The sequence below is a fragment of the Streptomyces sp. NBC_00459 genome (assembly GCF_036013955.1).
Lineage (GTDB): Bacteria > Actinomycetota > Actinomycetes > Streptomycetales > Streptomycetaceae > Streptomyces.
Genome location: NZ_CP107903.1, coordinates 5,023,386 through 5,046,237, shown reverse-complemented (window position 1 = coordinate 5,046,237; position 22,852 = coordinate 5,023,386). Strand labels below are relative to the sequence as shown.

General features: G+C 70.1%; 22 protein-coding genes and 1 tRNA gene. 11 read left to right on the top strand and 12 right to left on the bottom strand.

Features of this window, described 5'->3' with window-relative positions; all coding sequences use genetic code 11:
* Nucleotides 1-19: 19 nt before the first annotated feature.
* From OHN74_RS22080 to OHN74_RS22050, 7 genes are all read right to left on the bottom strand, one after another.
* A complete protein-coding gene (locus OHN74_RS22080) occupies nt 20-484 on the bottom strand; it encodes an ETEC_3214 domain-containing protein (protein ID WP_327696287.1) in 465 nt (154 codons plus the stop codon).
* A 304-nt stretch (nt 485-788) separates the two neighbouring features.
* Complete coding sequence (gene istB / locus OHN74_RS22075) at nt 789-1,580, bottom strand: IS21-like element helper ATPase IstB (protein ID WP_266639805.1); 792 nt, start codon at nt 1,578-1,580, stop codon at nt 789-791.
* Complete coding sequence (istA, locus tag OHN74_RS22070; protein WP_327692450.1) at nt 1,580-3,085, bottom strand: IS21 family transposase; 1,506 nt, start codon at nt 3,083-3,085, stop codon at nt 1,580-1,582. The genes istB and istA overlap by 1 nt, the downstream gene beginning before the upstream one ends.
* A gap of 442 nt (nt 3,086-3,527) precedes the next feature.
* Nucleotides 3,528-3,731 carry a hypothetical protein gene (locus OHN74_RS22065; protein ID WP_327696286.1) on the bottom strand — a complete coding sequence of 68 codons (204 nt, stop codon included), beginning with the start codon at nt 3,729-3,731 and terminating at the stop codon, nt 3,528-3,530.
* A 187-nt stretch (nt 3,732-3,918) separates the two neighbouring features.
* A complete protein-coding gene (locus OHN74_RS22060; RefSeq protein WP_327696285.1) occupies nt 3,919-4,371 on the bottom strand; it encodes a hypothetical protein in 453 nt (150 codons plus the stop codon).
* Between the two features lie 134 nt (nt 4,372-4,505).
* A tRNA-Ser gene (locus OHN74_RS22055) sits at nt 4,506-4,592 on the bottom strand.
* Nucleotides 4,593-4,656: 64 nt separating this feature from the next.
* A complete protein-coding gene (locus tag OHN74_RS22050; RefSeq protein WP_327696284.1) occupies nt 4,657-6,135 on the bottom strand; it encodes a S1C family serine protease in 1,479 nt (492 codons plus the stop codon).
* 287 nt (nt 6,136-6,422) lie between these two features.
* Here OHN74_RS22050 and OHN74_RS22045 point away from each other — a divergent pair, with 287 nt between their 5' ends.
* The 3 genes from OHN74_RS22045 (at nt 6,423) to OHN74_RS22035 (ending at nt 9,172) form a co-directional block, all read left to right on the top strand.
* On the top strand, nt 6,423-7,232 hold the full coding sequence (locus tag OHN74_RS22045) for a glycerophosphodiester phosphodiesterase (protein ID WP_327696283.1): 810 nt from the start codon (nt 6,423-6,425) through the stop codon (nt 7,230-7,232).
* A 196-nt stretch (nt 7,233-7,428) separates the two neighbouring features.
* Nucleotides 7,429-8,067, top strand: coding sequence for an ATP-binding protein (locus tag OHN74_RS22040; RefSeq protein WP_327696281.1), 639 nt, complete (start codon nt 7,429-7,431; stop codon nt 8,065-8,067).
* Nucleotides 8,068-8,206: 139 nt separating this feature from the next.
* Nucleotides 8,207-9,172 (top strand): DUF5926 family protein, encoded by a 966-nt coding sequence (locus OHN74_RS22035; RefSeq protein ID WP_327696280.1) that lies wholly within the window; start codon nt 8,207-8,209, stop codon nt 9,170-9,172.
* Nucleotides 9,173-9,394: 222 nt separating this feature from the next.
* On the opposite strand, the gene OHN74_RS22030 is transcribed toward OHN74_RS22035, so the two are convergent.
* Together OHN74_RS22030 and OHN74_RS22025 are read right to left on the bottom strand one after the other, a co-directional pair.
* Entirely contained in the window at nt 9,395-10,015 is a 621-nt protein-coding gene (locus tag OHN74_RS22030; RefSeq protein ID WP_327696279.1) for a hypothetical protein, read from the bottom strand.
* Between the two features lie 56 nt (nt 10,016-10,071).
* Nucleotides 10,072-10,746, bottom strand: coding sequence for a bifunctional DNA primase/polymerase (locus OHN74_RS22025; RefSeq protein WP_327696278.1), 675 nt, complete (start codon nt 10,744-10,746; stop codon nt 10,072-10,074).
* A gap of 612 nt (nt 10,747-11,358) precedes the next feature.
* On the opposite strand from OHN74_RS22025, the gene OHN74_RS22020 reads away from it, so the two are divergent.
* The 4 genes from OHN74_RS22020 to OHN74_RS22005 all read left to right on the top strand — a co-directional run bounded on the left by OHN74_RS22020 (nt 11,359) and on the right by OHN74_RS22005 (nt 17,112).
* Nucleotides 11,359-12,774: a PP2C family protein-serine/threonine phosphatase gene (locus tag OHN74_RS22020; RefSeq protein ID WP_327696277.1), complete on the top strand. Its 1,416-nt coding sequence runs from the start codon at nt 11,359-11,361 to the stop codon at nt 12,772-12,774.
* Nucleotides 12,775-12,891: 117 nt separating this feature from the next.
* Nucleotides 12,892-14,364, top strand: a complete 1,473-nt coding sequence (locus OHN74_RS22015; protein WP_327696276.1) for an aminopeptidase P family protein — start codon at nt 12,892-12,894, stop codon at nt 14,362-14,364.
* A gap of 63 nt (nt 14,365-14,427) precedes the next feature.
* Nucleotides 14,428-15,789, top strand: coding sequence for a MocR-like pyridoxine biosynthesis transcription factor PdxR (pdxR, locus tag OHN74_RS22010; RefSeq protein ID WP_327696275.1), 1,362 nt, complete (start codon nt 14,428-14,430; stop codon nt 15,787-15,789).
* A 90-nt stretch (nt 15,790-15,879) separates the two neighbouring features.
* Nucleotides 15,880-17,112: an MFS transporter gene (locus OHN74_RS22005; protein ID WP_327696274.1), complete on the top strand. Its 1,233-nt coding sequence runs from the start codon at nt 15,880-15,882 to the stop codon at nt 17,110-17,112.
* Here the strand turns inward: OHN74_RS22005 and OHN74_RS22000 are convergent.
* The 3 genes from OHN74_RS22000 to OHN74_RS21990 all read right to left on the bottom strand — a co-directional run bounded on the left by OHN74_RS22000 (nt 17,087) and on the right by OHN74_RS21990 (nt 19,498).
* Nucleotides 17,087-17,920, bottom strand: coding sequence for a triphosphoribosyl-dephospho-CoA synthase (locus tag OHN74_RS22000; protein ID WP_327696273.1), 834 nt, complete (start codon nt 17,918-17,920; stop codon nt 17,087-17,089). The two genes, OHN74_RS22005 and OHN74_RS22000, sit on opposite strands and share 26 nt — an antisense overlap.
* Nucleotides 17,921-17,929: 9 nt before the next feature.
* The gene (locus tag OHN74_RS21995) at nt 17,930-18,877 is read right to left on the bottom strand and encodes an intradiol ring-cleavage dioxygenase (protein ID WP_327696272.1); all 948 of its coding nucleotides are present in this window, start codon (nt 18,875-18,877) and stop codon (nt 17,930-17,932) included.
* Nucleotides 18,878-19,012: 135 nt separating this feature from the next.
* Nucleotides 19,013-19,498, bottom strand: coding sequence for an ATP-binding protein (locus tag OHN74_RS21990; RefSeq protein WP_327696271.1), 486 nt, complete (start codon nt 19,496-19,498; stop codon nt 19,013-19,015).
* A gap of 251 nt (nt 19,499-19,749) precedes the next feature.
* On the opposite strand from OHN74_RS21990, the gene OHN74_RS21985 reads away from it, so the two are divergent.
* From OHN74_RS21985 to OHN74_RS21970, 4 genes are all read left to right on the top strand, one after another.
* The gene (locus OHN74_RS21985; protein WP_327696270.1) at nt 19,750-20,625 is read left to right on the top strand and encodes a hypothetical protein; all 876 of its coding nucleotides are present in this window, start codon (nt 19,750-19,752) and stop codon (nt 20,623-20,625) included.
* A 201-nt stretch (nt 20,626-20,826) separates the two neighbouring features.
* Nucleotides 20,827-21,555 (top strand): YcnI family copper-binding membrane protein, encoded by a 729-nt coding sequence (locus OHN74_RS21980; protein ID WP_327696269.1) that lies wholly within the window; start codon nt 20,827-20,829, stop codon nt 21,553-21,555.
* A 120-nt stretch (nt 21,556-21,675) separates the two neighbouring features.
* The gene (locus tag OHN74_RS21975) at nt 21,676-22,329 is read left to right on the top strand and encodes an SCO family protein (protein WP_327696268.1); all 654 of its coding nucleotides are present in this window, start codon (nt 21,676-21,678) and stop codon (nt 22,327-22,329) included.
* A gap of 14 nt (nt 22,330-22,343) precedes the next feature.
* Nucleotides 22,344-22,838 (top strand): copper chaperone PCu(A)C, encoded by a 495-nt coding sequence (locus OHN74_RS21970; RefSeq protein WP_327696267.1) that lies wholly within the window; start codon nt 22,344-22,346, stop codon nt 22,836-22,838.
* Nucleotides 22,839-22,852 lie beyond the last annotated feature (14 nt).

The following is a 22,852-nucleotide window of genomic DNA, read 5'->3' as shown; positions in this document are numbered from 1 at the left end:
CTATCGAACCCGGAACGGTTCACACACCGAGGCCGGCGGCGACCTGGGCCAGGCGTGTACGACCCAGCTGCACGCTGAACGCGGCACCGTTTGAGTAAGGCGAGGACCCAATACGGACCTTGGGCTTGAAGCGCCTACTCGTCGTGGTGAGGGAGTAGGCAAGGACGTCGGACTCGCTACCCCACGTTGTCAAGTAGCCATCGGCAGCCAAGAGCCACACCCGCTCAGTCAGCGCCAGCCGACTCCCTTGACCGGGTGTAATGCTCAGCACCGGCACCTTGGACTCAAAGGCTGGTTCCCCGAAGAGAGCCTCGACATAGGCGGGCCGTACACCCGGCGCGAGCTTCCTGAAGCTCTTCGTCCAGGTCCGCCGCCTTCCGGGGCCCTGCTTCCACCACTTTGTCACCGTTCCGAACAGGGTCAGTGCCGCCACCACCCCACCCATGATCTTGCCAATGTCGGCAAGGGTGCTCAGCCAGTTCACAAACACCATCATGCATGCCGGCCGAGGCATCGAAGGCCTCATCAGCAAGTGGCAGTTGGGAACGGGCAAGCCGGTCCTGCATCATGGAGTCAAACCTATGAGCCATCCGCTGCTGCCCGACGACCACATCGCCGACCGGGAAGCTTTCAGTGCCTTTCTGGCGCGTCTACGAGCGGACCACGCGGAGCATGGCGTGTCAACGGCCACTCAGTTCTCCCCGGAGGCGGCCAGTAATTCTCCCCGCTGGCGGCCAGTAGATCTTCCCCAACCGCGGCCAGATATCTCCCCGCTGTTGGTGGGTGGATCAGCGCAAGGGGATCACCCCCTGACCGCTGGTGGCCTGGTTGAGCCGGAAGGAATCACCTTGGGTGACCACCACGTGAGCGTGGTGCAGGAGCCGGTCCACGGTCGCGGTGGCCAGGGTCTTGGGCATGATCTCGTCGAAGCCGGAGGGGTGGAGGTTGCTCGAGACGGCCAGCGCCCGCCGTTCGTAGGCGGCATCGACCAGCCGGTAGAAGCCCTCGGCGGCATCGGGTGAGACCGGCAGCAGTCCGATGTCGTCGACGATGATCAGGTCGGTCCGGATCAGCCGGGCCATCGCTCTGGCCAGGGAGTCGTCGGCTCGGTGGCGGCGGACGAGGGCTCCGAGGTCTTCGATGGTGAACCAGGCGACGGTCATGCCGGCTTCGATGGCGGCCTGTCCCAGGGCTTCGGTGAAGTGGCTTTTGCCCGTGCCCGAGGGTCCGCAGATGCAGAGGTTCTCCTTGCGGGTGACCCACTCGAGCATCTTCAGCGAGTCCTGGGTCGGCCGGGGAATTGAGGAGGCGGTCTCGTCCCAGTCGCCGAAGGTCTTGCCCGCGGGGAACCCGGCCCGCTTGCGGCGGGTGCGGAGGTTCGCGGCGTCCCTGCCGGCAGCCTCTTCGGACAGGAGGACGCGGACGACCTCGGCGGGGTCCCAGCGTTGGGCCTTCGCGGTGGGGATCAGGTCGGTCAACGCCCTCCGGATGTGCGGGAGTTTCAGCCGCCGGGTCAGCTCGATGGCCTCGGCGAGGGGATCGCCGTGGGTGCCGGTGACGGTGCGGATCGGGGTGGCCATCAGTGCTCTTCCTTCTCGTCGGCGACGCCGAAGTTGGACCAGGCGGAGGTGCCCGGCTGGAGGCTGTGGTTCTCGGAAGGCCGCGTGGGTTCGACTGTCTCCAGGCCGACTTGGTAGGTGAGGATGCGGATCAGGTCGTTCTCCGCGAACCGTCCGGCGACCGCCGCCGAGCCCAGGGCCCGGTCGACATCGGCGGCGGAGTGGAGCTTGGCCAGCGCGACGGCCTCGGCCATCTTCGACTTGACCCTGCGGGCTCCGGCCGCGCCGGCCTCGATCAGCCAGGACGCCGCCCCGGGACCGAGCGCGAGGAAGGCCGCTTCCTCGGCCGAGTTGGCCTTCGGTGTCCGGTCGCCCTCCTTGTCTTCGCGGGGCGGGTAGTGCTCGTCCTTGATCTGCGGGCTGCCGGGAGTCGAGCGGTCGTGCCGGGCGACCTCGGCCGGCCCGTCGTCCGCGACGGCGGTGACGATCAGCTCGTCGCCGTTGAAACGGGCCCAGACCCGGGTGTCGACGAGTTGGTGCGGGACCGAATAGCGCACGCCTTCAACAGAGATGGTGGCGTCCCAGTTGACCCGTCTCGTGGTGCCGAACGCGACCGCGAACGGCTCCTTCGGCAGCGGGTGCAGCCGCTGCCGTTCCTCGGCGAGGGCCTCGGCGGGCTTGCGCCGGCTGGCCCGGTGGACCCGGTTGTTGACCTCGTCGCAGAAGTCGCGGCAGGCCGCCTCCAGATGTCCGAACGACCCGTACTGCTCGAGCAGGTTGGCGTCGGTGGGCACCAGGTCGGCCTTCGCGATGCGGACCGTGGCCTCGGATCCGCCCTTGGTTTCCGGGTCGGCCGGCAGACACGTACGGATGGTCAGCCCGTAGTGCCTGGCCACCTCGACGATGTCCGGGTTGCGGACCGCGATGTTCGCGATGTGCATCGTGGTGACCGTCTTCTCGTTGTCGGTCAGCGCATAGGCAGGCACCCCTCCTATTCGCCGCAGAGTGGAGTCCAGGCAGGCCACGATCGTCGGCAGGGTCTTGTCGAACACCGGGATGACGACGCGGAACCGGGACCAGGCCAGCCAGGCGCACCACAAGGAAGTACGGCGTCCGCCGATCCGCGGCCCTTCGCCCCAGTCCCACTGCAGCCACAATCCGGGCTCGGTGATCCACGGCCGATAGACCCGTCGCGATCCGGCCCGCAGGCTCGTCTTGACCTCCGCGACCACCCGCCGGGTGGTCCTTTCCCCGCCCGTGAAGCCCATCGCCGTGATCCGCCGGTGCACGACATCGGCACGGATCCGGCCGTGGGAGTTCACCACCAACTCCTCGATCTTCGCGAGGTATTCGTCGATCGGGCGGGCCCGGTGCTGCCGCTCGGTCGGGCTCTTGCCCTCGGCCCGAGCCTGCACATACCGGGCCACCGTGTGGTGGTCGCAGCCGGCCAGCTCGGCCGCTGCTCGGTAACTCCCCGTGAGGTCGTATGCCTCAAGGATCTCCATGATCTCCCTGCTGTTCTTCACACCGGTCAGCTTCGCCGACCGGTATCGGTCCAGGTCCGGGGAGATATATGGCCGTCCGTGGGGCAATCCTTGGCCAGGAATGGGGCGCTAAGTGGCCGCCTACGGGGAGTATCTACTGACCGCCGTCAATGGCGCCACATGGGAGAGCAGGTCGCTAGACCCCCCCCTGGACGCCTTGGAGGCCTGGGTCTCGGGTTCGCCCGGGTGGTACGACAACCACTGAAAGGATCTACCACCCGACGGTGACTGGACGTTCTTCGCTCGCGCCCTGACTGCCGCTCGGATCTACGAGTGACCACGTGCCCCCGACGTGCCCGCCGGAACAGCGAGCAGTGGGGAGCCTCGGGGAACAGCGGGGAGCGACCCGGGTACCCGCAGGTCAGCGAATCGCCAGCTCAGCCCGGGTCCGCATACGCGATCTTCCAACCTAGTACGCCACCAATCAGGAGTAGAAGCCCCGGCCGTACTCCTCGGGCCCGACGCTGAAGTCGTCCGGACGATCACGACGCAGTTCCTCATACCGTGCCGCGAACACGTCGATGGCTTCATGAATCGTGCAGCCTCGCGTTTCGCGGATCGCCATGATCGCAAACATGATCCGGTGATCGAGGATGTCGCGGTCTACGCTCGCCGGCAGTGCGGTCACGGGGCCTCCGAAGTCGCTGTACAGCAGCGGAGTACAGCAACCGCACAGACCGCAGTCAACCGAGTATGACCCTGCCACCCTTGCTGAACTGCCAATTGACCCTCAGCGACCGTCGTGCCCGTAGTTCGCATCGAGGAGCCCAATCGATGGGGCACGCACAGCCATTGCGACTCCGCCGCCCTTCCCTCTAAAGCTTTCGTCGGAGCCGATTCAGCGCACCGTTTGCGTACTTCTCAAGGTCAGAGGCGTAGCGAGACTGCTTGGCAACAGCGTTCATCATCCGCTCAGTGCTATCTGTATCGCTGGCGACTGCCCCCACCAACAAGCCAGCTTGAGCGTGAACGACTGTGAGCTTGCTACCCAGCTCTTGGTCGCGAACCAGGTGTTTCAGCTCATCGACGCGGGCACGGGCCTCCTCTAGGCCAGAGGCAGTCATCCAGGCCTCATTGCGGTAGTTGAGTTCTGCATCGTGGGCAACATCGATGATCTTCGCCAATAGCCCAACGAGTTCCTCTGGAGGGCCATATCTTCGGCGCCGATTCTGCTGGTGCTGGCTCCACGCCGCCCAGAGCCCTGCCGGACCTCCGATTGCCCCTACGATCCCGCCGGCAGCACTCAGCCAGTCAGTCGCATCAGACATGCGTTCTCCCCACCCAGTCCCGTGCCCCTGCCGTGCCCAATCAACCGGTATCTGACGGGGAACCACGGTGGTTGACGGGCAGTGCACATGAGAACGGCCCCGACCGATATACCTCGTCAGGGGCCGTTCATCTGCGGAAGCGGTGAGATTCGAACTCACGGTGACATCGCTGCCACGACGGTTTTCAAGACCGTTCCCTTAGGCCGCTCGGGCACGCTTCCCCGCGCCGGGCGTGATCTGCTCGGCGCGGGACAAGAGTAACGGGTCCTCGCGTGCGCTCGTGGGTCAGCTGTCGCCCTCGCGGGAGCCCAGGGTCAGTTCGACCGTCTTTGACTTGCCGTCGCGCTCGTAGGTGATCTGGACCTTGTCGCCGGGCTTGTGGGTCCAGATCTCGCCGATCAGGGTCGGGCCGCTGTCGATCACGTGGTCGTCGAGCTTGGTGATGACGTCGCCGGGCTTCAAGCCGGCCGCTGCCGCCGGGCCGCCCGCCTCGACGGGGTTGGCGGTGTCCGTCGACTTCTGGCTGATCTGCGCGCCGCCCGTGCCCTCGGTCAGGGTGACCGAGGCGCCGATCTTCGCGTAGACCGGCTTGCCGGTCTTGATCAGCTGCTGGGCGACGTACTTGGCCTGGTTGATCGGAATGGCGAAGCCAAGGCCGATCGAGCCGGACTGGCCGGTGCCCAGGCCGCCGCTGCTGGAGGACTGGATCGCCGAGTTGATGCCGATGACGTTGCCCGAGGCGTCGAGCAGCGGGCCGCCGGAGTTGCCCGGGTTGATCGACGCGTCGGTCTGGAGGGCGCTCATGTACGACGCCTTGCTGCTGGCGCTGCCGTCGCTGGAGGCCACCGGGCGGTTCTTGGCGCTGATGATGCCCGTGGTCACCGTGTTGGAGAGGCCGAAGGGAGCGCCGATCGCGATGGTCGAGTCGCCCACGGCCACCTTGTCGGAGTCGCCCAGGGTGAGCGGCTGGAGGTCCGACGGGGCGTTCTTGAGCTTGATGACCGCCACGTCGTAGCCCTGTGCGTGGCCGACGACCTCGGCGTCGTACTTCTTGCCGTCGGGGAAGGTGGCCGTCAGCTTGCCGCCGTCGACCGCGTCCGCGACGACGTGGTTGTTGGTGACGATGTGGCCCTGGGTGTCGAAGACGAAGCCCGTACCGGTGCCGCCCTCGCCGTTGGAGCCCTCGGCCTCGATGGTGACCGTGCTCGGCAGTGCCTTGGCGGCCACGCCCGCGACCGTGCCCGCGTCGCGCTTCAGGTCACCGCCGCTCTGCTGCGCGGCGGAGACGGTCGTCGACGTGGTGGAGTCGTCGTTGTCCTTGGCCAGCGTGTAGCCGAGGCCGCCGCCCAGACCGCCCGCGACCAGCGCGGCCACCAGCACCGCGGCGAACAGCCCGCCGCGCCCGGACTTCGGCTTCGGCTGCTGGTCGTACGTGGCGCCCCAGGGGATGCCCGTGTCGCCGCCTCCGCCGTCCCTGTACGACGGCGTCGCCGGCGGCGGGGGCGGCGGCCAGGCGCCCGCCTCGGGGCCCGGCCCGGCGGCCTGTCCTGCCTCCGGCGCTCCCGCCGACGCGTACGCCGGCACCTGGGCCGCGTGCGCCGGTTCCGGCTCCGGTACGCCCGGGGCGCCCGAGGGCACCGGCGGGAGCGGAGTCGTCGGGGCCTCGTGCGCGGTGGCCTGCGGGGAGGCAGCAGGAGTTTCCACCGGCACGGGAGGTGCGGACGGGGCCGGGGGTACCACAGTGCCCTCGTTCTCGGTGCTCACAGCTCTGTCTCCTCGATCCACGGCTGTCCTGGTCGGTCGCACTTGGTCACGTCCGATCACATATGTGGGTACCCGTTTACACGGGTACGCGGTCGGTACGTTTCAGCTGTGCGTGTCCTTTTGTATGCCGCCAGCTTTTCCCACGGGCCGTCAGGGCACCATAAGCGGTGCCTGTGGGTCCGGGGTCATCCTTTATATCTGACAATTCACACAATCATGTGTATCTGTTACGCGCGCGGGGTGCCCACTACGTCACGACCGCCCTCCGACGGTGACACCATGACGCGGTGACCCACGCTCGACAGCACCCGATCCAGGTCGTCGCCCACCGCGGAGCCTCCGAAGAGGCACCCGAGCACACACTGGCCGCCTACAAGAAGGCGATCGAGGCCGGCGCCGACGCCCTGGAGTGCGACGTAAGGCTGACCGCGGACGGCCATCTCGTCTGCGTCCACGACCGCCGCGTCAACCGTACGTCCAACGGCCGCGGCGCGGTCTCCGCCCTGGAGCTCGCCGACCTCGCCGCCCTGGACTTCGGTTCCTGGAAGAACCGCGACGAGGCCCCCGACTGGGAGCACCGGCCGGAGGACCGCGAGGACACCTCCGTACTCACCCTTGAGCGGCTGCTCGAACTCGTCGCCGACGCCGGACGGCCGGTGGAGCTGGCCATCGAGACCAAGCACCCCACACGCTGGGCCGGCCAGGTCGAGGAGCGGCTCCTGTTCCTGCTCAAGCGGTTCGGACTGGACGCCCCGGAGTCCCCGGCCGATTCACAGGTTCGGGTCATGAGCTTCTCGGCGCGCTCGCTGCACCGGGTGCGGGCCGCCTCGCCGACACTGCCGACGGTCTATCTGAACCAGTTCCTCTCGCCCCGGCTGCGGGACGGCCGACTGCCCCTGGGGGTCCGGATCGCGGGGCCCTCGATCCGGATCGTGCGCAGTCACCCGGCGTATATCGAGCGGCTGAAACGCGCCGGTCACCAGGTGCACGTCTGGACCGTGAACGAGCCCGAGGACGTCGACCTCTGCGTCGGCCTCGGCATCGACGCCATCATCACCAACCGCCCGGGCGCGGTCCTGCGACAACTGGGCCGCTGACCAGCCGCGCTCCCACAGATCCGGAAGCCCCCGGCCGTGATCGGCCTCTTACCCGACTCCGACCCCGGTTCGCGCCAGGACTCTTGACCTGGCGCTCCCGGTGAGGAAACCTCCACCTTCGGCCATACCGTCGAAATCCGGCCACTCGGTTACAGGGAGTGCACCGGCGCGTTCGGTCCGTGTTCGATCATTGCGAGTGCGTCACCGAAGGCGGAAGGGGCGGTTTCCGGTACAGGCCAAAGGGGCATTCACACCGTGGCGTGGGGCAAAGGAGGTCTCGGGGGTGGCGTTGGTGGTGGCACAGGAGGTGCCCACGTCGTCGAGCATGGCCGTTCCCCATGGCCCTGCGGGCGTGGGCAAAGCAAGACACCGGATGCGCGATCAGTTGCGCACGGGCGGTGTGTCGGAATCGGTCATCGACGACGCTGTGTTGATCCTGTCCGAACTCTTGAGCAATGCGTGCAAACACGGTCGGCCACTGGGCGAGGCCCTGGCCGGTGACGGCGATGTCCGGGCCGCGTGGCGCGTGGACACCGGCGGCAGACTCATCGTCGAGGTGACGGACGGCGGCGGTCCGACCCGCCCGGTTCCGGCGACCCCCTCGGTGACGGCGCACGGTGGTCGCGGGCTGAACATCATCACAGCGCTGGCCAACGACTGGGGCGTCCGCGACGACAGCCGCGGCGAGGTCACGGTGTGGGTGGTCGTTCACGACGACGTGCACGACCCGGACGCGGGCCACCGGCGCACCGACTTCGCCACCCGCATCACGGCGCGCTCGATGTCCGCGATACCCGAGTTGGACTTCGCGGACGCGTTCGACGACATGGACTGACGGCACATCGGCGGCCGGACGTGTCCACAGGTCCGGCCGTCGGCGTGCGGTCCGTTGTCCACAGGGTCCCGTCGGCCCGTCGTACGAGCGGCTAGGCTCGCGCCAGTACGAGACGAGCCGTAACCGGGAGACACCCACGATGGCCAAGAAGCGACCCCAGACGAAGGCCTCGCGGCCTCAGCTGTCCGACCGAGAGATCCCGGTTGTCGGCGCCCGCGAACCCTGCCCCTGCGACAGCGGCCGACGCTACAAGGCCTGCCACGGCCGGGCCGCCGCGCACGCGGTGACCGAACTGGTGCACCGTCCCTTCGAGGGCCTGGCCGGCGAGGGCGACTGGGTGGCACTGCGCGAGCTGGTCCCCGCCGCCACCGTGGAGCTGACCCTGAAGGGCGGCCTGCCCGAGGGCGTTCCCTCCGTCACACTCGCGACGGTTCTGCCGATGGCCTGGCCCGCACTGCGCCGCGACGACGGCTCGGTCCTGCTCGGTCTGCAGAACGACACGGCGTCCGGCGACATCAGCCGCGACCTCGCCGACACCCTGCAGCGCGCGCTCGCCGCGGAGCCCGGTACGCCCGTCCAGGGCCGCCGTTCCCCGGCCGAGGGCCCGCGGCTGCAGGACCTGCTCGACCCCGAAGGCGTGTTCGAGCCAGTTGTGCACACGGGGTTCGAGTTCTGGGTTCCGGACGCGCAGAACGCCACGGCGGACGTCACCGCTTCGCTGGAGCGTGCGAACGACGCGGCCATCCCGACCGTGAAGCTGACGGGCGTCGACGCCGCGTACTGGTGCGAGACCCCGGACAAGAACCACCTGCGCTGGGTGATGCCGCACGGCGAGGAGCAGCTGCTCGACGCCCTCGCGCGGCTGCACGCGGCCGGGCAGTCCAGCCTGGGCGAGGGCACCCGTCTGGTGGGTTCCTTCCGGGCGCACGGCCTCACCGTGCCGGTCTGGGACCTGCCGACCGACGTCACCGCGGAGGACGTCGAGAAGCCGGCCGCCGAGTTCGCCGACCGCCTCGCCACCGCGCTGGCCTCGGACGCCCCGCTCACCCCGGAGGAGCGCCGCGCCCGCGGCGGCCTGACCAACCGGCAGGTGACTCTCAGCTGACGCACAGTCGGATCCGCCCACTCCGACCGGGGTGACTCCTGTCACAACTCCCCGTGAGAACAGCGGAATCGGTGTCCGAATAGCCGAGTTCGAATTTGCGAACCGCCGATCTCTTGTTAGCGTTGCGGTAGCCCGGTTGCTGGTGCATCCCCCGTCGCCAGCAACCGGGTCTTTCTGTGCCCGGAGATCCGTACGGCGTTCTGTACGGAACCGCCCGACGCGTCAACTCCCGCCGGGCGCACCGGAGTTGCTCCCCGATCGCAGCAGCAGCGGGCTTTCTCCGCCGTCCGTCGCCCCCGCCGCGCGTCCCGTCGAATTGCCGGCCGCCGCGAACTCCGCGACCGCCGTGTACGCCTCCGGCTCGCCCGCCGTGCGCTCCCTGGGCGTCTCGCACACCCCCGGCTCGTCCTCCGCGCCCACCGCGCACCGAAGTTGCACGGTGTGGTCGTCGGGCCCCATGAGGCTCAGTACGGACGTGAGCGCATGGCCGGTCGCGTTGCGGTAGTAGGTGCGCGCCCAGGTCTCCTCCCCCTGGGACAGCACGCAGGTCTGCGCCTCGATGCCGTCGGGGGAGGTGAGTTCGGGACCGCAACGGGCGGCCGTGGCGAGCCCCAGGCCCAACAACAGCGGGGCATCGGCGGGATCGGCGGGAGGATCGGCGGCCTCTCGCGCCTTGCCGTCCTCGGGGCCCTCCTGAGAGACCCCCCGAGGACCTTCTTCCGGCGTCAGGGAAAGGAGGGCGTCGCGGTCCGCGTCGCCGACGGGCCCCGCGGACGCCACGGCCAGCGGCAGGGCGACCGTGAGCGCCACGACGCCCGAGAGCGCGAGCAGACGGAGGTTCATGGGGGTGAAGATAACGACAGGGGACGGGCGCCCGGTTGCCCGCGCGCCCGACACCCCTACAACTCGGGTGCGCTCACACCCGTACGAGTGAGAGCCTCGACCACGGCGTCCACCACGGCCTCGACATCGGGTACCCAGGGCGAGGCCGAACCGGGCAGCGGTGCGCGCTCCCAGCGGATCTGGCCCTGGCCGGTCTCGGACGGGGGCAGCGCGATGTAGCCGCCCTCGCTGTGGAAGCGGAGGGAACCGGGAACGAAGTCCTTCGCGTACAGCAGTTCGCCCAGCTGTTCCATCGTGTACGGCTTCACGAGCAGCGACCAGCGGGTGGGCGCCGCGACGACCGGACCCAGGCGCATGCCCTTGCGGTCCAGTGCCTTGAGGGCGCGGGCCGCGGCCGGGGCCGGCAGGCTCACCGCGCACGGGGCCTCGCCACCGGTGGCGAGGATGATGGGGGCCGTCGGCCGGTTCGTCCACCACCAGCGCACCATGCGCTCGTCGGTGGTGGCCGCGAGCAGCCCCGGGTCGAACGGGTGAGCACCGGGGACCGTGCACTCCGGATCGGGGCAGCCGCAGCGGGCGCGCCCCTGTGGATCCGGTGCCACGCCCGGGAGTACGGGCCACTGCCATCCGGTCGCGAACGTCAGAGCCGCGCCGAGCACCTCAGGCTTCCCGCCGTCACGCCGGGACAGGAGCCTGCGTCGCCTTCCGAGCCTTCCGAGGATCTCGCGCATGAGCGCTCGTTCCTTTCCGTTGCACGCCTGGCAACACCGTGGGCCACATCACGTCATGTGCAGATCACTTCACTGTGCGTACCTTCTGGCGCATCCCGACCTGCGGGAGGCAAGGGGCAGCCCCCTTGTTGTGCGCCGAGCGCCGAGCGTTGGCTACGTCCGCGTCCATACTGCGTTGATCAAAAGCATGGGCATGGCGCGGGGTGGCGGAGTCTGGCGTTTTGCCGTCCCGCATGTTCTCTCCGCCTCCGCCAAGGGAGGATGGGGCACGGTCGTCGATGGTTAAGACGCCCGGGTCCGTCGCCAGGTTCCGGGAGGTTCCACAACCACCCCTGGTCTTCACCGAGAACGTACCCATCAAGACCGCTGTGACGCTCCGTCGAACCAGGCCAGTCGACCGCAATAACCCGCTACCCGAGTCAGTTTTAAGCCAACTTTGCTTTTCCGCAAGGGGACACCGGTGAACTCACGGACACCAGGAATCCCAGCAGGACAATGCTGGACATCCCCTCACGAGTGCGTGTACATGTGGAGACACTGCTAGCGGCGCAGAATCACATGGGGGTTTGCGATGCTATTGAGCAATAAGCGCCGGTCGGAAGGCCGGACGCCATGAACGCCCCTCACCTCCCGAAAGTGGCTGGAATCGATGCCACGGTTCCCTCGCCCGCACACACTGTCGCGCCCGCGCCCGTAATCCCTGGTGCCCCAGCGGACACACCCGCGCTGACCTGCCAGAACGGCCCCGGCATTCTCCTTCAGGACCGCCTCGCCGGCTGGGTGTCCGACCTCACAACGCTGCACGAGCTCACCGAACGCCTGGCACGCACGGCGGCACTCACCGACGCACTCCAGGAGCTGCTGCGCGCCGGAGCCGCTCTCGTGGGCGCCCGGCGCGGTCTCCTCGTCCTGGAACCCGGCGACGGTCTGGGCCCCGACACCACCATTGGCCTGGGGCTGGCCCGCGCCGACCTCGGGCACATCGAGACGGTCCCGCGCGGCGCCATGCCGTACGGGCAGCTTCTCGACACGGCCGCCGGGCTGCCCGGCGGCGAGAGCGAAATCACACACCCGGACCTCCTCGCCGAGGACGGTCTCGACCCCCGCCACCGCGAGGTGGCCGCCCGCCTCGGCTACGCGGCGAGCTACGCGCTCCCCCTGTCCACCGAGTCCGCGGGCCGCCTCGGCGCGGCCGTCTGGCTGTACGACGAACCAGCGGAGCCGGTCGAACGGCAGCGCCACCTCGTCGGCCTTTACGCGCGGTTCGCGACCGAGCACCTGGCCCGGCTGGTCGAAGTGGAGCGCACGCGCGCGTGCGTGCGGACGATCTCCGAAGAGCTGCTGCCCGCCCGGCTGCCCCGGACGGCCGGCGTCCAGCTCGCCGCCCGGCACCGCACCGGCCCGCGCGGCGGCGGCGACTGGTACGACGCACTGCCGCTCCCGGACGCGGCCCTCGGCCTGGCCGTGGGCGCGGTGACCGGCTCCGGGCCCAGCGCGATCGCCGCGATGGGCCGGCTCCGGGCTTCTCTGCGCGCGTACGCCGTGATGGAGGGCGAGGACCCCGTGGCGGTCCTCTCCGACCTGGAGCTGCTGTTGCGGCTCACCGAGCCCGCCCGCTGCGCCACCGCACTGTTCGCGTACTGCGAGCCCGCGCTGCGCAAGATCACTCTGGCCGGCGCGGGACACTGCCCGCCGCTGGTGATCGGTGAACGGCGCACCGAGTTCGTGGAGACCACCGTGTCGGCGCCGCTCGGGATGCTCGCCTGCTGGGAGGCGCCCAGCGTGGAGTTCCACACCGAGCCCGGAGAGACGGTTCTGCTCTACACCGACGGGCTTTTGCACCGTACCGGCGAACCCGTGGACCGGGCTTTCTCCCGGCTGCACGCGGCGGCGGCGAGCGTGCCCCGGCAGCTGCGTGACGATCCGGGCGCGATCGCGGACCACGTCCTGCGGAGCATGCTGCCGGACGAGCTGGACGCGTCGGACGGTCAGGAGGACGTCGTACTGCTGTCGGCGCGGTTCGAGTGAGCGGCCGGACATCCGGATGGTCGTCCGGCCGGTCGTCCGGTGGATCGCCCGTCACGCTTCTGGGCCCTGTCCCGTACGACCGTACGATGGACGGGGTCCAGTGCCGTATCTAGGAGGATGACCGTGGCGGACGAGCTCAATCCGGTGACCCCGGAGACTGAGACCGAGCCCGAAGAGCCGATCAAGCAGCGGAAGAACGGCCTGTACCCGGGCGTCTCCGACGAGCTTGCCGAGAGCATGAAGTCCGGCTGGGCCGACACCGAGCTGACAGGCTTGGAGCCCATCGCACAGGCCGGTCGCACCGCCGCCCGCCGCGCCGCGCTCTCCGCGCGCTTCCCGGGTGAGCGCCTGGTGATCCCCGCCGGCAACCTGAAGACGCGTTCGAACGACACGGAGTACCCATTCCGCGCCTCGGTCGAGTACGCCTACCTGACCGGCAACCAGACGGAGGACGGCGTCCTCGTCCTGGAGCCGGTCGTCGACGGGCACAAGGCGACGATCTACCTCCTCCCGCGCTCCGACCGCGAGAACGGTGAGTTCTGGCTCTCCGGCCAGGGCGAGCTCTGGGTCGGCCGTCGGCACTCCCTCACCGAAGCCGAACAGGTGTACGGCATTCCGGCCTCGGACGTCCGCGAGCTGGCCGACAGGCTCAGGGAGGCCACCGGGCCGGTCCGGGTCGTACGCGGGTTCGACGCCGGTATCGAGGCCGCCCTGACCGACAAGGTCACCGCCGAACGCGACGACGAACTGCGGGTCTTCCTGTCGGAGGCTCGGCTGGTCAAGGACGAGTTCGAGATCGGTGAGCTGCAGAAGGCCGTCGACTCGACGGTGCGCGGGTTCGAGGACGTGGTGAAGGTCCTCGACAAGGCCGAGGCGACCTCCGAGCGGTACATCGAAGGGACCTTCTTCCTCCGCGCGCGGGTCGAGGGCAACGACGTCGGCTACGGCTCCATCTGCGCCGCCGGCCCGCACGCCTGCACGCTGCACTGGGTGCGCAACGACGGGGCCGTTCGCTCCGGTGAACTGCTGCTGCTGGACGCGGGCGTCGAGACGCACACGTACTACACGGCCGACGTCACCCGGACGCTGCCGATCAACGGCACGTACACCGACATCCAGAAGAAGATCTACGACGCGGTGTACGACGCCCAGGAGGCCGGGATCGCGGCGGTGCAGCCGGGTGGCAAGTACCGGGACTTCCACGATGCGGCGCAGCGGGTGCTGGCCGAGCGGATCGTGGAGTGGGGGCTTGTCGAGGGGCCCGTGGAGCGGGTGCTGGAGCTGGGGTTGCAGCGGAGGTGGACGCTGCACGGGACTGGGCACATGCTTGGCATGGATGTTCATGACTGCGCTGCGGCACGAGTCGAGTCGTACGTGGATGGTGTGCTGGAGCCTGGGATGGTGCTGACCGTTGAGCCCGGGTTGTATTTCCAGGCCGATGATCTGACCGTGCCTGTGGAGTATCGGGGTATCGGGGTGCGGATCGAGGACGACATTCTGGTGACCGAGAGTGGTAACCGGAACCTTTCGGCTGGGCTTCCTCGTCGCTCGGACGAAGTGGAGGCTTGGATGGCTTCCCTGAAGAGCTGATCTTTCGGCTGCGGGTAGTTCGTGGCTGAGCGCGCAGTTCCCCGCGCCCCTATCGGCATCGGCGTGGACCTGCATCTTGAGTTCGCCGTCGGTGAAGGGCGCCGTGGCGGGCTCGAGCGTGCCCTTCGGGACGCCGTGCGGGACGGGCGGCTCGTGCCCGGGGTCCTGCTGCCCGCTACTCGGCGGCTCGCCGAGGAGTTGGGGGTCTCGCGGGGGACCGTCAAAGCGGCCTACGACCAGCTTGTCGCCGAGGGTTTTCTGACCGCTCGACAGGGGGCCGGTACACAGGTCGCCGCGCTGCCCCCGGTGGACGCCGTACCACCGGGGGCACACGCACGCGCGCGTGTGCCCCTGTTCGACCTGCGGCCCGGCAGTCCGGACGTGGGCACGTTTCCGGCGGACGCCTGGCTGCGGGCGCTGCGCCGGGCCATCGCGACGGCGCCCTCCCTGGCGTACGACTACGGCGATCCGCGCGGCCGGATCGAGCTGCGGACGGCCCTGTCCGGCTACCTGGGGCGGGCCCGTGGGGTGCTCGCGCCGCCCGAGCGGATCGTGATCACCTCCGGGTACGTGCAGGGGCTCGCGCTCCTCACGCGCGTGTTGGACGGCGCCACGATCGCCATGGAGGACCCGGGGCTGCCCTTCCACCGGGAGGTCGTACGGCGGGCCGGCGGACGGGTCGTACCGGTGGGCGTCGACGAACGCGGCGCGCGTGTCGAGGAACTGGCCGCCTCGCGCGAGGTCTCCGCGGTCGTCGTCACGCCCGCCCACCAGTACCCGACCGGCGTCACCCTGCACCCGGAGCGGCGTCGGGCGCTCACCGACTGGGCACGCGCGCGTGACGGGCTGATCGTCGAGGACGACTACGACGGGGAGTTCCGGTACGACAGACAGCCCGTCGGCGCCCTTCAGGGCATGGCTCCGGGGCAGGTCGCCTACATCGGCACCGCCTCCAAGACGCTCGGGCCCGCCCTGCGCCTCGGCTGGATGGTGCTGCCGCCCCACCTCGTCGACGCGGTGGCCGACGCCAAGCTGCACAGCGACCACCACACCGAGACCATCGGCCAGCTGGCCCTCGCCGAACTGATCACCAGCCACGCGTACGACCGGCACGTGCGCGCGTGCCGTCTGCGCTACCGGCGCCGCCGGGACCGGCTCGTGGAGCTGCTGGGCACCCGTCGGAACGTGCGCGGGATCGCGGCGGGGCTGCACGCCCTGGTGGAGGTGGCCGACGAGGCGGCGGTCCTGGCGCGGGCCGAGGAGGCCGGGCTCGCGGTGGGGCATCTCGGGGAGCACTGGCACACGCCGGGCGCGGGGGCGGCGGAGGGCCGGGTACAGGGACTGGTCGTGGGTTACGGGACGCCTCGGGAGCGGGTGTATCCGGAGGCGTTGGAGGTGCTCGGGCGGGTTCTGGAGGGTGGTTGAGCCCGGCATTCCCTTCAGTGGAATTGGGCCACTGAAGAGCGTGACTATTGGGCCTGCCCATCGGTCCACTGTGCTTCTAACGTCGTGTGTATGACCAACGCTCTCGTCCCGCCCGCAGGCCCGCAGCGCGTACTCGCCCTGGCCCAGCTGACCAACTCGGTCGGCGACGGGGCGTACTACGTCACCTCCGCCCTCTACTTCACCCACGTCGTCGGGCTCGCCCCCGCGCGCGTGGGGCTCGGGCTGACGGTCGCCTGGGCGGTCGGGTCGCTGGTCGGCGTGCCGCTCGGGCGGCTCGCCGACCGGCGCGGGGCGCGCGGGACCGCAGTACTGCTGGCGCTCGCCACGGGGGCCGCGGTGGCGTCCTTCCTCGTCGTGCGGGGCTTCGTGCCGTTCGTGATCGCCGCCTGTGCCTACGCGTCCGCGCAGTCGGGGCTCGCGGCGGCCCGGCAGGCGCTGCTCGCCGGGCTGGTGACCGCCGGGGACCGGACGCGGCTGCTCGCACACCTCCAGTCCACCCTCAACGCCGGTCTGGCGGTCGGCGCGGGACTCGGCGGCCTCGCGCTGAACGCCGGGACGCGGGCGGCGTATCTCGGGGTGTTCGCGCTGGACGCGGTGAGTTTCCTGGTGTGCGCGGGGCTGCTGCTGCGGCTGCCGTCGGTGACGCCCGTCGCCGTGCCGAAGTCGCGGGGGCTCGGTGTGCTGCGCGACCGGCCGTACGTCGTCGTGACGCTGCTCAACACGGTGCTGCTGCTGCGCATGCCGCTGCTCAGCCTCGGGATCCCGCTGTGGATCACCGAGCGGACCGACGCTCCGGCCTGGGTCGTCTCCGCGCTGTTCGTGCTCAACACCGGGGCCGTGATGGTGTTCCAGGTACGGATGGCGCGCGGGGTGTCGGGGCTCGCGTCGGCCACGCGCGCGGTACGGCGCTCCGGGTGGGTCATGCTCGCGGCGTGCGCGGTGTTCGCCCTGTCTGCGGGGCTGAGCCCCTGGGTGGCCGTCGGTGTCCTGGTGGTCGGCGCGGTGCTTCAGGTCGTCGCCGAGATGGGGCAGTCGGCGGGGTCCTGGCAGCTGTCGTTCGAGCTGGCCCCGGCCGACCGGGTCGGCGAGTACCAGGGCTTCTTCGGCACCGGCGTCACCGTGGCCCGTACCGCGGGGCCCCTCGTCCTCACCGCGCTGCTGGTGGGCTGGGGGACCCCGGGGTGGCTGCTGCTGGGCGGGGTCACTCTGGTGGCGTCGTACGCGATGGGGCCGGCGGCCCGGAAGGCAGCCGCCGCCGGGCCGGCGGGCGCGGCTGTCAGGCGGCCCGTGTCAGTGAGCTGACCGGCAGGGCGTCCAGGAACAGTGCCCCCGCGAAGAGGCCGGCGCTGCCGCGCGGGCTCCACGCGCGCGCGTGGAGGTCGTCGTCCAAGGCGGTCAGCGCCGCGGCGCCCGCCTCCGTGGACGTGCCGCCCGCCTCCAGGATTCCGCGGGCGCCCGCCTGGACGTGGCGCAGGCCGAGCGGGCCCGCCGTGTACAGCAACTCGGTGTCCTGGAGCGTCGACATGACGGTCAGAAGGGCGTCGAGGCGGGCCTCCGCCTCCGTCGCGCCGGTCGAGCGGGCGGTGGCCAGGGCGTCCAACGCGCGCCGTACGTGCGGGAATCCGGCCCTCGCCTCGCCCCTCGCGCCGGCCGCGCCGTACTTCGCGGACACCGAGGAGCCCCGGGAGGGTCTGCGCGGGGCGCGTTTGTCGGGGTGGGAGGCGATGCGCTTGGCGGCTGCGGCGACGTCGAGCGCCTTGGCCCGGGGGTCCAGGGCGGCTGCCGCGACCAGCAGGCCGAGCGCCCACAGGGCGCCCCGGTGGCCGCCGCCCGCGAGCGCCACCGAGTGCTCGGTGGACCGGCCGATCGCGCCGAGTTCCGTACGGAGCCCGGGTGTCGGTTCGCCGGTGCGGCGGGCCGCGGCGGCCATCGCCGCGAGGCCGGGCGCGAGCGCCTTGGCCGACCAGCGCAGAGCGAGTTGGTCCTTGCGCGTGGCGCGGGCGTCGAGATCGCGCGGGTCGGGCAGGCCCGGCTTGGGAGCCAGGGCCAGTTGCCCGGTCAGCGCGTCCACGGCGGCCAGCGCCAGCGCCTCGTCCTCACGGCTGCTCATGGCCGCAGCCTACGAGGAAGCCGAGGAGGCCGACGAGGACGCGGTGGCACTTTCGGCCGGAGCGTCCGTCGGCGGCTCGCCGCTCGGGGGCGTACCGCCTCCGCCGCCGCTGCCCGCGCCGGTGTTCTCCGCGTCCGGGTCGATGCCGAGGGTGATGAAGCCCTTGTAGCCCTTGGAGACGTCCTTCTTGTGGACCGGCTTCAGGGTGAGCAGACCGCTGGCGGAGCCGCCGCCGTCGTACACCATGTCGTTGTCGAGGGTGGTGTAGCTGCCGGAGTGCTTCGAGTAGGGCTCCAGGGCGAAGATGCCCTCGGCCGCGTCGTCCGGGAAGAAGAACTGGCCGGTGTAGTTGACCTTGCCGCCCTCGTAGGTGCCGTCCTCCTTCTCGCCGCCGGTGTGCACCTTGACGTGGATGTGGCAGGTGCGCGGGGTGTACCAGCCGGGGAAGATCGTCTCGAACTTGACGACCCCGTTGGCGTTGGCGATCTGGTAGCCGCGCAGGTACGTGTTGTCGTCGGCCGTGGAGCCGTCCTCGCTCTCGGCGGGCGCCGAGCCGCCGGGGTTGGCGGTGGTGTAGCCGGAGTAGTAGCCCCAGGCGTCGCAGTGCCAGATCTCCACGGCCGCGCCGGCGACCGGGGCGCAGGACTCGGTGGTGTCCTGGACGGTGATGCGCAGGGTCAGCGGGACACCGGACTTGCCCTCGGTGATGTCCTTTCTCACCAGCGCGTTGTCGAGGTAGTACGGCCCCTCGGTCACGCTCGACATGAGCACGCAGGTGCCGCTGCTCCCGCTCGCCGTGGCGGACGCCGTGGCGTCGGCGGTGGCCGTGCTCGTCGCCTCGTCGGCGAAGGCCGACTGGTAGCCCGCGACCACGAGTCCGCCGGCCGCGACCGTGCCTCCGGTCACCGCGAGAGCGCGGCGCCGGCTGATCGATGTGTCCTTGTGGTTTCCCGTCATGATCAGGAAATTAGGGACGCCGTCCGTCAGGAACATGGGCGTGGACTGAGAGCCGCCTGTGAAGCTTGAGAAACCTGAAGTCGGCAGCTTCGCGACGCGCGGATCACCGCTGCGGACCGGTCGTCTCCGGTGCCGTCACACCGCCATCAGCGGCGCGTCCTTCTGCCACTTGAGGATCTTGTCGAAGCTGACCACCGCGCCGCCCCGGCCCGGCTTGTTGCCGATGGTGACGTGATCGGCGAGCTCCTCGATCAGTGACAGACCCCGGCCGCTCTCCGCGTCGTACGGGACGGCGGCCACGGGCACCGGCCGGCGCGGGGCCTCCGGGGCCACCGGGGTCACCGGGCTCGCCGGGAAACCGGGCCCCGAGTCGGCGACCTCGATGCGGCACTTCTCCCCGTCCAGGTACGCGGTGACGCGATAGGCCCCTCGGGAGTCGCCCTGCCCGGTGTCCCCGCCGTGCTCGACGGCGTTCGCACAGGCCTCGCTGAGCGCGACGGAGAGGTCGAAACAGATGTCGGGGTCGACGCCCGCCGTCTGCATGGTGCCCAGCAGCAGGCGCCGGGCGAGCGGAACGCTCGCAGCCTCACGCCGAAGATGGAGTGACCACCAGATGCTCATGCTCCAGCCTCCAGGCCGCGGCTCGACATACCTGTACGTATTGCCGGGAGTGGCGGTGTGTAAGCACGCAGTTGACGTGATGCCGCCCATACGGGGGATGCACCGTGGGCTCCAATCGGTGTATGTAGTGCATCAACCCACAGAAGCGATCTTTCGGTTCTCCATGGTTTTTCATGTCGGTACCCGGCCGTAATCCACCTTGTGGACCTGCCGTACGGGTGGCGTGGGGCCAGTGCGATGATGAGCCCGCCATGACTGCCCGCCGCCGGCGCACAGCGCCCTCCGGAAGCGCCTTCCGGATGCTGAGGGCCGCGGTGTTCTCCGCGGTCTGTGTCGTGCTGGCCGGGGCCGGTCACACCCTTGCCTCCTGCGCCTCCGTTCCGCTGTGGACGTTGGGTGCCGGTTTCCTCGGGGTCCTCGCGTGCGTGGCACCGCTCGCCGGACGGACCCGCTCGCTCCCGGGCATCATCGCCCTGCTGGCCGTCGGTCAGACCGCCCTGCACACCCTGTTCGGACTGGGGCAGCACACCACGTCGTCGGTGGCCACCACGGCCTCCACGGCGGACCCCGCCCTGGTCGCACGGGCCGCCCGGCTGCTGTGCGGTGTGCCGCTCGCGGCGATCAGCCCGGCCCAGGCCCAGCGGATCCTCGCCGACGCACGGATCAGTACGGTCGGGCCCCTGACAGGGGGTTCGGGTTCCGGTAGCGGTAGCGGCGGCGGTATGGACATGGGGTCCATGAACCACGCGGCTGACGGCCTCGTGTCCGCCGGGTCCGGCACCTCCCTGGACTCCCTCGCCTCCCTCCTGCCGACGCTGCCCATGCTGCTCGGTCACTTCCTCGCGGCCGTCGCCACCGGCTGGCTGCTGCGCCGCGGCGACCTGGCTCTGCTGCGGCTGATGCGGCTGTCGGCGCACGGGGTGGCCGAGGCGGCGCTCGTACGATCCCTGCGCGGGGCGCTCGCGCTGGCGCGCGCACTCCGTACGGGCCTTCCGGGTACGCCGGGCAGGGCACCGCACGCACCGCGCGCGTGGGCCCTCGTTCCCCTCGGGCAGTCCGCCGCCGAACTCCAGCACACGGTGATCCGGCGCGGTCCGCCCGCCGTCCCGCTCGTGCTCGCCGCCTGACACGACGCGACCGCTCCCCATCGGGTGCCCGGGGTCTTCGGATCCGAGGGTCCGAGTCCGAGGAAGAGCCGCCGTCGTGCGGCACGCGCGCGTGTGCACCGCTTCGCACGCGCGTCCCTCTTTCCTCCTCGCTCTCCGATCTGTCGGATCCTCTCCGGCCCCGTCGGGGACGACCTCACTCGAAATGGAGTGCCTTCCGTCATGAAGGTTTCCCGTATCGCCGCCGCCGGCGCCCTCGCCGGTGCCACCGTCCTCGTCCTGTCCGGCCCCGCCTTCGCGCACGTCAGCGTCTCGGCCGAGGGCACCGCCGCCAAGGGCGGCTACGCGACCGTCAACTTCAAGGTGCCGAACGAGCGCGACAACGCCTCGACCACCAAGCTCGAGGTCAGCTTCCCGACCGAGCACCCGCTCGCCTCGGTGATGCCGCAGCCGATCGACGGCTGGACCGTCAAGGTCACCAGGTCCAAGCTGGCCAAGCCCCTCGAACTGCACGGCGAGAAGATCTCCGAGGCCGTCTCCAAGGTCACCTGGACCGCCACCGGCAAGGGCGTCGAGCCCGGCTTCTTCCAGAAGTTCCCGCTCTCCGTCGGCCAGCTGCCCGAGGACACCGACGAGCTCGTCTTCAAGGCGCTCCAGACGTACTCCAACAAGGAGGTCGTCCGCTGGATCGAGGTCCAGAAGGACGGCGCCGAGGAGCCCGACAACCCCGCTCCGGTACTCGCCCTGTCCGCCGCCACCGGGGACCACCATGGCGGCGCGGCAGCCTCGGCGGAGACCGCCGAGCAGGCCGCCGCGAAGACCACGACCACCGCCGCCGAACCCGCCGACAGCAGCGACACCACCGCGCGCGTGCTGGGCGTCGTGGGCATCGTCGTCGGTGTCGCGGGCGTCGCGTACGGCGTGGCCGGCCGTCGCCGCACCACCGTCTGACACCCGCTCACCTCCGGTGCGCGCCGGGGGCGTGCGGTTGTCCCGTACGCCCCCGGTGTCCCGTACACCCCTGGGTGCGCGCCGAACCTTCCACGAACGACACCTTCGGGAACTCTCCTTATGCGCAAGAAGCTGTTCGCCGCGTCCGCCCTGCTCGTCGCGGCCACCCTGACCCTCTCCGCCTGCGGCAGTGGCGACGACTCCGGCCAGTCGGTCGCCGATGTCTCCGTCGAGGCCGGCTCGGACAAGGCGGCCACGATCCTCGACCAGCCGTTCGAGAAGCCTGACCTCGTCCTCACCGACACCCAGGGCAAGCCGTACGACTTCCGCGCGGAGACCAAGGGCCGGCCCACGCTCATCTACTTCGGCTACACCAACTGCCCCGACGTCTGCCCACTGACGATGAGCAACATCGCCGTCGCCAAGAAGCAGCTGCCCAAGGCCGACCAGGACAAGCTCCGCATCGTGTTCGTCACCACCGACCCGAAGCGGGACACCCCGGCCGCGCTCGGCAAGTGGCTCAAGGGCATCGACCCCCAGGTGGTCGGTCTGACCGGCGACTTCGCCACCATCCAGGCGGGCGCCCGCACCCTCGGCATCTCCATCGAGCCGACGTCGAAGGACAAGAACGGCAAGACGATCTCGATGCACGGCACCCAGGTCATCGCGTTCTCCCCGAAGACCGACGGCGGCTATGTCCTGTACGGCGAGGACGCCACCGTCGACGACTACATCAAGGACCTCCCCAAGATCATCAAGGGACAGAACCCGTGAGGCCCCCGAGGCTCTTGACCACTGCGCGGCCTGTACGGCCTGCGCGGCATCTCGCCGTAGCGACGGCCACCGTCCTCGCCGGAGCACTCGTCCTCGCCGGGTGCGGGAGTTCGGAGTCCGGGTCCGACGGCGACAGCGCCGGGCTGTCCGTCGGCTCCGCCTACATGCCCCAGCCGGTCTCGGACTCCATGGCCGCCGGGTTCCTCGTCATCACCAACAAGGGCGCCGCCGGTGACGTGCTCACCCGCGTCACCAGCGATGTCGCCGGCGATGTCACCGTGCACAAGACCGTCGGGCAGACCATGGAGGAGGCCGAGCACCTCGACATCCCGGCCCACGGCGAACTCGTCCTGCGGAGCGGCGGCGACCATCTGATGTTCGAGCAGCTCAAGCGCAAGCCGCGGGAGGGCGAGAAGGTCTCCGTGCGACTGCACTTTGCCAAAACCTCGCCGATCACCGTCGAGATGCCGGTGAAGTCGGCGACGTACAACCCGAAGACCGGACACTGAGACCGAGGGAGGGA

Excerpts from the sequence above, each read along its gene's own strand:
- istB (WP_266639805.1), bottom strand. The coding sequence starts at position 1,580 with ATGGCCACCCCGATCCGCACCGTCACCGGCACCCACGGCGATCCCCTC.
- OHN74_RS22060 (WP_327696285.1), bottom strand. The coding sequence starts at position 4,371 with ATGTCTGATGCGACTGACTGGCTGAGTGCTGCCGGCGGGATCGTAGGG.
- OHN74_RS22035 (WP_327696280.1), top strand. The coding sequence starts at position 8,207 with ATGGCCAAGAAGCGACCCCAGACGAAGGCCTCGCGGCCTCAGCTGTCC.
- OHN74_RS22030 (WP_327696279.1), bottom strand. The coding sequence starts at position 10,015 with ATGAACCTCCGTCTGCTCGCGCTCTCGGGCGTCGTGGCGCTCACGGTC.
- OHN74_RS22025 (WP_327696278.1), bottom strand. The coding sequence starts at position 10,746 with ATGCGCGAGATCCTCGGAAGGCTCGGAAGGCGACGCAGGCTCCTGTCC.
- OHN74_RS22020 (WP_327696277.1), top strand. The coding sequence starts at position 11,359 with ATGAACGCCCCTCACCTCCCGAAAGTGGCTGGAATCGATGCCACGGTT.
- OHN74_RS22015 (WP_327696276.1), top strand. The coding sequence starts at position 12,892 with ATGACCGTGGCGGACGAGCTCAATCCGGTGACCCCGGAGACTGAGACC.
- OHN74_RS22005 (WP_327696274.1), top strand. The coding sequence starts at position 15,880 with ATGACCAACGCTCTCGTCCCGCCCGCAGGCCCGCAGCGCGTACTCGCC.
- OHN74_RS22000 (WP_327696273.1), bottom strand. The coding sequence starts at position 17,920 with ATGAGCAGCCGTGAGGACGAGGCGCTGGCGCTGGCCGCCGTGGACGCG.
- OHN74_RS21995 (WP_327696272.1), bottom strand. The coding sequence starts at position 18,877 with ATGACGGGAAACCACAAGGACACATCGATCAGCCGGCGCCGCGCTCTC.
- OHN74_RS21990 (WP_327696271.1), bottom strand. The coding sequence starts at position 19,498 with ATGAGCATCTGGTGGTCACTCCATCTTCGGCGTGAGGCTGCGAGCGTT.
- OHN74_RS21985 (WP_327696270.1), top strand. The coding sequence starts at position 19,750 with ATGACTGCCCGCCGCCGGCGCACAGCGCCCTCCGGAAGCGCCTTCCGG.
- OHN74_RS21980 (WP_327696269.1), top strand. The coding sequence starts at position 20,827 with ATGAAGGTTTCCCGTATCGCCGCCGCCGGCGCCCTCGCCGGTGCCACC.
- OHN74_RS21975 (WP_327696268.1), top strand. The coding sequence starts at position 21,676 with ATGCGCAAGAAGCTGTTCGCCGCGTCCGCCCTGCTCGTCGCGGCCACC.